General features: G+C 43.6%; 9 protein-coding genes and 1 tRNA gene. 2 read left to right on the top strand and 8 right to left on the bottom strand.

The features are described from left to right. The first annotated feature begins 174 nt into the window (after window positions 1–174). Entirely contained in the window at window positions 175–1479 is a 1305-nt protein-coding gene (locus AB4623_RS12380) for a dicarboxylate/amino acid:cation symporter (RefSeq protein ID WP_017062553.1), read from the top strand. Between the two features lie 220 nt (window positions 1480–1699). On the opposite strand, the gene AB4623_RS12375 is transcribed toward AB4623_RS12380, so the two are convergent. From AB4623_RS12375 to AB4623_RS12365, 3 genes are all read right to left on the bottom strand, one after another. Beyond that, a complete protein-coding gene (locus AB4623_RS12375) occupies window positions 1700–3085 on the bottom strand; it encodes a sensor histidine kinase (RefSeq protein WP_136979549.1) in 1386 nt (461 codons plus the stop codon). Continuing rightward, the gene (locus tag AB4623_RS12370; protein ID WP_017062555.1) at window positions 3082–3747 is read right to left on the bottom strand and encodes a response regulator transcription factor; all 666 of its coding nucleotides are present in this window, start codon (window positions 3745–3747) and stop codon (window positions 3082–3084) included. The genes AB4623_RS12375 and AB4623_RS12370 overlap by 4 nt, the downstream gene beginning before the upstream one ends. Window positions 3748–3827: 80 nt before the next feature. Next, complete coding sequence (locus tag AB4623_RS12365) at window positions 3828–4301, bottom strand: NYN domain-containing protein (RefSeq protein WP_010429860.1); 474 nt, start codon at window positions 4299–4301, stop codon at window positions 3828–3830. Window positions 4302–4624: 323 nt separating this feature from the next. Between AB4623_RS12365 and AB4623_RS12360 the strand changes: the two genes are divergently transcribed. Beyond that, on the top strand, window positions 4625–5122 hold the full coding sequence (locus AB4623_RS12360) for a DUF4174 domain-containing protein (protein ID WP_050546503.1): 498 nt from the start codon (window positions 4625–4627) through the stop codon (window positions 5120–5122). A gap of 51 nt (window positions 5123–5173) precedes the next feature. On the opposite strand, the gene cobA is transcribed toward AB4623_RS12360, so the two are convergent. The 5 genes from cobA to AB4623_RS12335 all read right to left on the bottom strand — a co-directional run bounded on the left by cobA (window position 5174) and on the right by AB4623_RS12335 (window position 10820). Further along, window positions 5174–5950 carry a uroporphyrinogen-III C-methyltransferase gene (cobA, locus tag AB4623_RS12355; protein ID WP_017069122.1) on the bottom strand — a complete coding sequence of 259 codons (777 nt, stop codon included), beginning with the start codon at window positions 5948–5950 and terminating at the stop codon, window positions 5174–5176. 328 nt (window positions 5951–6278) lie between these two features. Further along, a complete protein-coding gene (locus tag AB4623_RS12350) occupies window positions 6279–7094 on the bottom strand; it encodes a formate/nitrite transporter family protein (RefSeq protein WP_017062558.1) in 816 nt (271 codons plus the stop codon). 123 nt (window positions 7095–7217) lie between these two features. Continuing rightward, complete coding sequence (gene nirD / locus AB4623_RS12345) at window positions 7218–7541, bottom strand: nitrite reductase small subunit NirD (protein WP_017062559.1); 324 nt, start codon at window positions 7539–7541, stop codon at window positions 7218–7220. Window positions 7542–7556: 15 nt separating this feature from the next. Beyond that, window positions 7557–10130, bottom strand: coding sequence for a nitrite reductase large subunit NirB (gene nirB, locus AB4623_RS12340; RefSeq protein ID WP_017062560.1), 2574 nt, complete (start codon window positions 10128–10130; stop codon window positions 7557–7559). A gap of 616 nt (window positions 10131–10746) precedes the next feature. After that, a tRNA-Cys gene (locus tag AB4623_RS12335) sits at window positions 10747–10820 on the bottom strand. Window positions 10821–10944: the final 124 nt, after the last annotated feature.

Raw genomic sequence — 10944 nt, 5'->3', positions numbered from 1 at the left:
AATTAATAGTGAATTATTTTGTTTCTATTTGTTTAATTTACACAATTATCAGTGATTTTGATCACATCTATAATTCCAAACTCATTTTTTGTTTTTCGAATTGATTATCCGACTGCTAATCTCCTGCTCACTTTGAAAAGGTATCAAAATTATAAATAATAAGGAGTGTTCTAAATGAATACCAAGAAACCTATGTCTCTGACTGGTCGAGTAATCCTCGGTATGGTCGTAGGTATATTAACGGGATTCGCCATTCAATCCCTTTTTGCAGACAACGGATTTGTTAACAACTACATCGTTAACGGACTCTTTGAAGTGGGCGGACAAATCTTTGTCGCCAGTTTAAAAATGCTTGTTGTGCCTCTAGTCTTCGTTTCACTAGTGTGCGGTACAAGTTCTCTTAAAGACTTATCAACTCTTGGCCGTATGGGTGGCAAAACGCTTGCACTTTATATCGGTACTACTGCCGTTGCCATCACTCTAGCATTAACTATCGGTAACCTGTTCCAACCTGGAGCTGGTGCGGATCTTACTGCTGCGAGCTCTTTCAAATCAGCGGATGCCCCTTCTCTGGGCCAAGTAATCATCGACATGTTCCCAACCAACCCTATTCAGGCGATGGCTGAGGGCAAAACGTTACAAGTTATCGTATTTGCAGTGTTGTTTGGTATCGCAATCAGTGCAGCGGGCAAACCCGGTGAACGTATCGCTGCAGTTTTCTCTGATCTAAACGAAGTGATCATGAAGCTAGTTGCGCTACTAATGAACCTTGCTCCTTACGGCGTATTCTTCTTGATGGCGAAACTGTTCTCTGGCCTTGGCTTAGGTGCAATTTGGAACCTAGCAGAATACTTCTTAGTGCTTGCTGGTACCCTGCTGTTGCATGGCTTGGTGACTTACAGTGCGATGCTTAAAGGATTCACAGGTCTTAGTCCGATTACGTTCCTACGTAAGATGGAAGATGCAATCATGTTTGCATTCTCAACAGCATCTTCGAACGCAACAATTCCAGTAACTATGGAAACGGCTAAGAACCGTATGGGCGTAGACAACAAAGTCGCTTCTTTCACAGTACCACTAGGTGCAACTGTGAACATGGACGGCACTGCAATCATGCAAGGTGTTGCGACGGCGTTTATCGCGCAAGCGTACAACATCGACCTTTCAATGGGTGATTACCTAATGGTTATCCTAACGGCGACACTGGCGTCTGTTGGTACTGCAGGTGTCCCTGGTGTTGGTCTTGTTATGCTAGCGATGGTATTGAACCAAGTTGGCCTGCCGCTTGAAGGTATTGCTCTAATCATGGGTGTTGACCGCCTTCTTGATATGATTCGTACCGCTGTAAACATCACAGGTGATAGTGCCGTATCTATCATCGTTGCTAAGTCTGAAGGCGCTCTAGACGAGTCTCGCTTCAACGACCCAGCAGCAGGTGAGAAAGAAGAAGAAGTTAAGCTAGCTCGCCAACAGGCATAGTCTCGCTTATCTTATGCTCTTGTCTTCAAGCTCAGGCGTAATTAATGGCTACGCCTAGCCCATACCAAAGCGCATAAAGAAAAACGCCACTGCAGATGCAGTGGCGTTTTTATTGGGCTATGTTTCTAAGCTATATTTCTGAGCAATATTTCTAAGCTATGTTTCTTAGCACGCTTTCAGTCATAGTTATCTATGGAGCAAGACAGGTAACAGCAGGAAGCTAATCAGCGATTGGGAACATTAGATTTACTCTCAATCCCCCACCTTCTCTATTCTCAGCAGTTACATGTCCATTCATCACACCCATCGCTTCTTTAACAATCGCAAGGCCCAGACCGTAGCCACCAGACCGTTTGTCTCTTGCTGATTCAATACGAGTAAACGGGTCGAATATACCTGCAATCTTGTTATCAGGAATACCATCACCGTCATCTTCTACAGATATTACACTGTAACGTCTATCCATTACCTGTTCGTATGTCGTCACGACCACATGAGCGTTCTCACCCGCGTATTTAATGGCGTTCCCGACCAAGTTACCAATGACTCGAAGCAGTAGCCTCTCATCAACGTTCACCATTGATATCGGCGTCTCTAGGGAACCAATCAAAGTTTGATTCGGTTTTAAATCGTTTTGCATCTGCGCGATCAACATTGAACAATAGTGCTCAAGGTGCATTAAACTTAACTTGGAGTCATAGCGAGAGGTTTCTAAGCGGCTAAATTCAAGTATCTCACCCACCAGCTTATTCATCTCTTCTGTTTCATTTTCCATTCGTTCTAGCAAACCAATGCTTTTATCATCAACCTTGCTGCGCAGCAGGTGTAGTGCGAGGTTTTGCCTTGCTAATGGTGTTCTTAACTCGTGTGAGACATCACGAATCAAACAACGTTGCTTTTCAGCCAGAGATTTAATCTCAAAGGTCATATAATCAAAATCGTGTGCAAGCTCGTTGAATTCACGCGTGGTGGAGTTCAACTCCGACACCACACTGACCGTGAAGTCACCTTGAGCCAGTCTGCGGCTCGCTTCTCTCAATCTATCCAACGGTTGCTGAAGGCTTTTGGCCATGATAATCGAGAACAGAGACAATACGACCAATGCAATCAATGCTTTAAGCATATAGGAATATGGCGCAAAAGATTTTGCGGGATGAAACTGGTGCGGTAGTTGGATAACCAGTGTTTTACCGTTATCCAGTGGTAGGCCGAAGATCGGCTTACTCACACGATCACTAAGTTGGTGATCTAACGTTCTTAAGTATTTGAGCTTAAATTCAAAATGTGGGTGCATGTGACGATGTGTGATCGGACGATTGTCTTTATCAATGACGAACAGATAATACTGCTGAGCATTACCCCAGTCCGCGAGTTCATCCATGTCCCCTTCTTCGATCAACACATTCGCTTGGTAAGCAAGGTCGAGCATTTCCGCTTTTACCGATTCTGGGACTTTAAGCAGCGCTTTCATCAAGGCTCTTTCAGCGACACCTTGCAGGATCAAAATACTCACCAAAATGACGGTCAGGTAACTGAACAGTTGGAAAGTGAGTCCGTCTTTACGCTTAGCAATAAAATCAGGGCAACGCAGCAGTTTTTTACTCATGCTCCGACCGACTCTAGGTAACTGTAACCTTTACCACGAACGGTTTTTATATGTTGTTTAGACAAACCTGCCTGAACGAGCTTTCTACGTATATTGCTGATATGCATATCTAAATTACGATCGAAGGGACACAATTCTTTCTTGAGTACATGGATTTGCAGATCAGATTTTGAGACGACAATACCGTCATTTTTGACCAAATAATCAAGCAAGTCTTTTTCAGTGCCAGTTAATGGCAAACGAGAGAGTTGTTCACACAAGCCGTGATTAGAGGAAGCTAAAGATTGTCTTTGGCGTTCAAAACCCACTCGGCGCAAGATCACCTTAATACGGGTTAAGAGTTCAGGAACATTGAAAGGTTTAGCGATGTACTGGTCGGCGCCTGCTTGGTAGCCATCGAGCATTGAGGCATCGTCGTTAAGCGCGGTTAGCATAAGAATGGGAGTAGCAAAACGCTGACAAATACGTCTTGCTACTTGAATGCCGCTTAGGTTCGGAAGCATTACATCGAGTAGAACCAAATCGACAGGGTGAGATTGAATAAACTCAAGCGCGGATTCACCGCAATGAACAGTATCAACGTGATACCCCTCATTTTCTAACACTTCACCCAGTAATTCACACAACTGAATATCATCATCAACAACTAAAACGCGAGACATTACACATACCGATAAATAAGAACTGTTTGCATTCTAATTATCGTTATTATTGATTTCAATTATAAAGTGCCCGATTTCCTCTATAGAAGAAAATCTTTTTCAATCGGTACAAATTTTGATGCAGAATCGATAAGATTTTGAGCAGTTAACCCGGGAACACCATACACTTCAACAGGCTTGCCAAAGCGCTCTTTGATTCGCTCTACAAGGATTTCGAAATCACCGTCTCCTGATACCAAAACAATCGTATCAACCGTCTCAGCAAGTTCTATCGCGTCTAACGCAATACCCACATCCCAATCGCCTTTTGCACTGCCATCTCGACGCTGAATAAACGGCTTTAACTTCACATTAAAGCCCACACCACGAAGGATATGATGAAATTGACGCTGCTTTGGATCTTGGCTTGAGATTGCGTAAGCATTAGCTGCAATAACGTTACGCCCTTCCGTGGCAACATACCAAAACTGGTTATAGTCGAAGTTAGAACGGTATTTGTCGCGCGTCGTGTAGTAAACGTTCTGAACGTCGACCAAAATTGCTATGTTTTCCATAAATTCATACCTTTAGATTTTCCGTATACCCTATTCTATTCAATTGTAAAATGCGAGTCGCTTTACTCAATAAAAATGAACCTACCAGCTATCGTTAACGTAAATCTAATATCTTTAGCGTAAAGCTAAGTGTCTTTACGTAATCCTAACTATGCTTATTGTAAGTGGATTTGTTTTGAGCGTTTCTTAGGTGGTTCTGATCTTCACCTTCTTCTTTACGTAGCGTTCAAATCGTACTCAGGCTTAGAGTTTTTAAAGGGAGGTTGGCAATGCTGCACCGACAAACACACAATTCGATCGTAAGCATCGACACAACCAAAGCGATGCAAACTTTAAATCAACCATCAAACTCTGGTAGCTGGTTTAGTTTGCTTAAACTACTGACCATCAGCACGGTAATAATCATGAGCTTAACCATCAATTCAGTACTCGCCTACCCCGCTTATTCTCACTCAAAGCCTTTGCCACACCGCAGTGTGATTTATTTCGCTCCAAAGGAAGATTCAATCGTTAAAGAGTTTCTGAATGAAGTGTTGCTCAATAACTGTCAATTGGACGAACGAGATGTCGTCATTATGGTTATTGCTGAGAGTGGTTACACAGTCCCAACTTGGTTAGAAGAAGAGTTTAACTTAGAAGCAGTCACCAGTATTTACGAGATCCCGAAAGGATCACATACCGCTGTTTTGATTGGTAAAGACGGGAAAGAGAAGCACCGATGGAGTGGCAAAACAGATTGGAAACAGATCACCAATATCATTGACGAAATGCCGATGCGCCAACAAGAAATGCAGCGACAAGGCAGCCGCTGCAGTATTTGATTCTTGATGGACTCAGTAGTGGCTTAGAGATCCAATTAGAAGGTCAAACGATCAAGCTTGTTTGTTAAACCAAGCAAGTTTTTCATGGAGCTGAGCCACGCTGCCTACAACAATCAGCGCTGGGCTCTTTGCGACGCTCGCAAGGTCAGCTAAATCACGTAACCCACCTCTAAACACCTTTTGTTCTTGGCGTGTACCGTTTTCGATGATCGCAACTGGCATGTCAGCTCGCATACCATTATCGAGTAGATTCTTCTGAATGTTCGGACTCTCTTTCAAGCCCATGTAAAACACGATGGTATGGTTGTGCTGAGCAAGAGATTGCCAGTCAATATCTTCGCCATCTTTCTTCAAGTGACCTGTAATAAACTGCACGCTTTGTGCATGATCACGGTGCGTCAACGGAATGCCCGCATAAGCCGTTGCTCCGGCAGCAGCTGTGATGCCCGGAATCACTTCAAATCTCACGTCATTCTCAGCTAACGTTTCACACTCTTCACCACCACGACCAAAGATAAACGAGTCACCACCTTTTAGACGCACTACGTGTTTGTTCTCTTGAGCTTTGGTCACTAATAGTTGGTTGATCTGATCTTGCGGTACGCAGTGATGATCGAGCTTTTTGCCCACATACAACATTTCTGCTTCTGGATTAGCCATCTCCAAAATATCTTTTGATACCAAACGGTCATAAACCAACACGTCTGCTTGTTGAATCACTCGTGCCGCTTTTAACGTAAGTAAGTCTGGGTCGCCCGGACCTGCACCTACTAATGAAACAAATCCTGTGTTTCCTGTTTTAACATTCGATGGCGATACTTCTGACATGCTTTGCTCCGAAAGTTAGCTTGTTATATTTCAAGCTTAATTCTGTATGACGATTCATCGTTGTATGAATCACCAATATCCCTACTTCTTAGACTATCAGTTGTTGCCATAAAACTTTACGATTAATTCTAATCAAGATAGAAGTTTATATAACAAAACAATCTATTACGTTGGAAAATCCTGACATTTGCACCATCATCAAGCACACATTGCTCGCCTTAGGTGCACGGTTATCAAAGTAGAGAGTGTTAAGATCAAAAAAGCCCCAAATCAACAGCTTGGGGCTTAACACACATTATTAGTTGCTCATTAACCTAGAACTATCTAATTACTTAGCGCCTAGAGAAGGAGCTGTTTTAGCATGAGTTAGGTATAGAGGAACACACGTCATTAATAGACCACCAACGATGTTACCTAGGATTGTTGGGATAAGGTTGAAGTTCAACCATGTCGCGATACCAAAATCAGCGCCAAGAATCATACCTAGTGGGAATAGGAACATGTTTACTACTGTGTGCTCAAATACGAGTGCGAAGAAGATGAAGATTGGGAACCACATCATTGCTACACGGCCAGATACTGTGCGTGCAGTCATGTTGCCAATCACACCTAGACATACCATAAGGTTACAGAAGATACCGCGTACGAAACACGTGATCCATCCGTCCATACCCATGTTTTCAAAACCTAGGCTACGACCTGTAGAAACAGCAATGAACTTTTGAGCAACAGCGTTTGGTTCTAAAGAGAAGTTACCCGTTAGTGATACTGCAACAAGGAAAGCAACAATCAAAGAACCGATAAGGTTACCAAGACCAACAATACCCCAACAACGTAGGATACGACCCCAAGTAATACCTGGGCGGTTGTCGAATTTCGCTAAAGGTGCAAGGCCGAATACGCCAGTTACTAGGTCATAACCCATTACACTTAGAATGACGAAGCCAACTGGGAACACAAGTGCGCCAACAAGGCCAATACCGGTTTGAACCATTGCTGTAATAGCAACAACAACCGCTAGAGAAAGGATGATACCAGCCATAGTGCTTCGAATCAGAAGATCGCGAGTACTTGTTTTCGTTTTCGCTTCACCCACATCAATCATCGTTTGAACGAATTCAGCTGGTTTGTAATCAGGAGACATAAGGTTGTCCTTAAAAAGTTTAAATTAAAAGTTAAAATTGGATAGGAAAAGGCTCTAGTTGCCGAGTTAAGGCAATATCGAGAACTAGAACCCTTGAACTATCAAATCTTACTCATCCGAAGATTAAGCAGAGATTTCTACAGCGCCTTTGGCAACACGAGCTTTGTACGCTTTCACGTTGAAGTTCTCGTCTTCCATGCACACACCTGTTGCTAGGTTAAAGCGTTGCTTCTTAAGTGGGCTTGCTACCCAAAGCTCTTCTTTGTGCTCAACAATCAAACCACGTGATAGCACGTTAGATTGGAAGTATGGGTCTGTGTTGCTAATCGCGAATACTTCTTCAGCCTCAGTTGGGCGGAAGATAGCCACTTGCTCACCACTAACCAACGCACAAACACCTGTACCTGGGATAATGTCTTCGATCTTACAAACTTTGGTAAATGCCATGATGTCGTCTCCCAATTAAACAGATTCTACGTGAATGATGTCGCCCTGATGCTTTGAAGTAATGGCTTCAGGGTGTTTCTCAGTGAATGTCGCAGGACGGTGTTGTTCACGACCATCTTCAACAAACACAACGTTATCATCGCGGTCATCAGCATTGATGAAGTGTGCAAAGCGCTTAAGTTGAGCTTCGTCGTTGATTGTATCTGTCCATTCACAAGCGAAGTTATCAACTAGGCCAGCAATGTCAGTTTCAAGTTGGTCATTGATACCAAGCTTGTTGTCTACAATCACTTCACGTAGGTAATCAACACCACCTTCTAGGTTGTCCATCCATACCGAAGTACGTTGTAGTGGCGCAGCCGTGCGGATGTAGAACATCATGAAACGGTCGATGTACTTGATTAGCGTTTCTTGGTCTAGGTCGCTTGCCAGTAAGTCTGCGTGACGAGGTTTCATACCACCGTTACCACATACATACATGTTCCAACCTGCGTCAGTCGCAATAATACCTAAATCTTTACCTTGAGCTTCAGCACACTCACGAGTACAGCCAGACACACCAAACTTCATCTTATGAGGAGTACGGATGCCTTTGTAACGGTTCTCGATCATCACGCCTAGGCCAACTGAATCTTGAACGCCGTAACGACACCAAGTAGAACCTACACATGTTTTCGCCATACGAAGTGCTTTTGCGTAAGCTTGACCCGTTTCGTAACCTGCAGCGATTAACTTCTTCCAGATTGCTGGTAAGTCATCTTTCTGAGCACCAAATAGGCCGATACGTTGTGCACCTGTGATCTTGGTGTACAAGTTGTATTCAGCAGCAACATCAGCAAGAACGCTTAGTGCTTGAGGTGTTACTTCACCACCCGCCATACGAGGGATTACAGAGTAAGTACCGTCTTTTTGCATGTTACCTAGGAAGTTGTCGTTGGTATCGTGCAGCTTCACTAATTCAGGCTTAAGGATGTGTTCACCCCAGCAAGAAGCAAGGATAGAACCTGCTAGAGGCTTACATACTTCACAGCCGTAGCCTTTACCGTATTTCTCTAATAGCTCATCGAACGTTTTGATTTCTTCGATGCGAATTAGGTGGAAAAGCTCTTGGCGAGAGTATGCAAAGTGCTCACACACGTCGTTCTTCACTTCAACACCAGCTTTAGCAAGTTCAGCGTTTAATACTGAAGTCACTAGTGGAATACAACCACCACAACCAGTACCTGCGCCTGTTACTGCTTTGATATCACCGATTGTGTGGTGACCTTCAGCAACCGCTTGAGCGATCTTGCCTTTAGTCACATCGAAACAAGAACAGATAACAGCAGACTCAGGAAGAGAATCCGCGCCAAGTGTTGGCTTTTCAGCACCAGCATGAGCAGGAAGAATCAATGCATCTGGGTGTTCTGGTAGGTCGATTTCGTTCAGCATAAGCTGTAGAAGATCACCGTAGTCAGACGTGTCACCAACCATTACTGCACCAAGCAGCTTCTTGTTGTCTTCAGAAACGATTAGACGCTTGTAAACTTCTTGTTCTTCGTTTTGGTAAACGTAGCTCTTACAGCCAGGAGTACGACCGTTCGCATCGCCGATAGAGCCTACTTTCACGCCCAAAAGCTTAAGCTTCGCAGACATGTCAGCACCTTCAAATGTGCTTTCGTTACCAACAACGTGGTCAACCGCTACCGTTGCCATTTTGTAACCAGGAGCCACTAGGCCGTAGAACGTTTGGTTCCAAGACGCACACTCACCGATTGCGTAGATGTCTTTGTCTGTCGTTTGACAGTGATCATTAATCTCGATACCGCCACGTGGTGCAATACCCAGCCCCATTTGACGAGCAAGTTTGTCTTGTGGGCGAATACCAGCAGAGAATACGATGAAATCAGTTTCTAGCTCTGTACCGTCTGCAAAGCGCATTACGTTACGAGCTTCAGTGCCTTCAGGAGCAATCTCAAGCGTGTTCTTACTTGTATGTACGTTAACGCCCATACGTTCGATTTTTTGACGAAGTTGGTTACCACCCGCTTGGTCAAGCTGCTCAGCCATTAGCTTTGGAGCAAACTCAACAACGTGCGTGGTTACACCAAGAGCTTTTAGTGCGCCTGCAGCTTCAAGACCAAGCAAACCACCACCAACAACCACACCAGATTTAGAATTCTTAGCGGTTGCTTCGATAGCTTTCAAGTCTTCGATTGTGCGGTAAACGAAACAGTCTTTACCTTCGTTACCTTTGATTGGCGGAACGAATGGGTATGAACCTGTAGCAAGGATTAGCTTGTCGTATTGAATTTCACGACCAGTACTTGAGTAAACTGTTTTCTTTTCACGGTTAACGTTAATAGCACGCTCACCGATCAGCATGTTGATGCCGTGTTTCTCGTAGAAGCCTTCTTTAACTAAAGAAAGTTCGTCCGCAGTATGGTGTGAAAAGTAAGAAGAAAGGTGTACACGATCATAGGCTACGCGAGGCTCTTCACAGAAGACTGTGATGTCCATGTTAGCAACGTCTGTCTTCTCGACTAAATCTTCGATATAGCGATGGCCGACCATCCCGTTACCGATTACGACTAGCTTCATCTTGCTCATAAGAATTCCTGAAGGTTATATATTTCTTAACTGAGCGAATAATGAATTATGAAAGAAAATGAAAATATGATGTAAATCAATTACGAAATCGAACTACCCTAAAGGGGTAGGACAAAAGAGGTAGATCTGCTGATTTATCATACGAAGCAAACGAATAACCGTAGGTTTAATAAGGTTTAGCGGGGTTTTATATACACTTTCGTGCAGTAGATAAGATGTTGTAAAGTTTCACAATAGGTTAGCAGTAACACAAGTAAATGACAATCATTTTCACTTGTGGTCATAATAAGTGTAATAACTCATGAAAGCGTTACAGGATCATGAGCAACTATGTATAAATATGAAGAATTTAATGACGCAAAAGACAGTCGCCCTTTTCCATTCCCCACTCATTCCACTCACAAACGGCGCAATTGGTTAACAGATGCTGTTGGTTGTTTAGCAAATGATAGGTTTACATAAGGAAAAGACCGGCACAAAAGTGATCTGATATAGCTTGTTCCTAGTGGTGCTACTGATTAGAGAGCATCCGTGGAAGTTTGAACATAGCATGAGGGTTTAGAATTTCAGATAGCAAAAAGGCCAGCATTTCTGCTGGCCTTTCAACTTTGAATAGTGGAGGCGCCTCCCGGAGTCGAACCGAGGTCCACGGATTTGCAATCCGCTGCATAGCCACTCTGCCAAGGCGCCTTCAATAGTGTTTTAAGAGAACAACTCTTTTGATTAATACCAAGCGAGGTAATAATCAAATAGATGGTGCCCCGGGCCGGACTTGAACCGGCACAACGCGAACGTCGAGGGATTTTAAATCCCT

Origin of the sequence: Vibrio sp. 10N.222.52.C12, from assembly GCF_041474215.1 — a bacterium.
Taxonomy (GTDB): Bacteria; Pseudomonadota; Gammaproteobacteria; order Enterobacterales; family Vibrionaceae; genus Vibrio; species Vibrio crassostreae_C.
The sequence above is the reverse complement of the archived record's forward strand: the minus strand, read 5'-3'. Positions and strand labels throughout refer to the sequence as shown.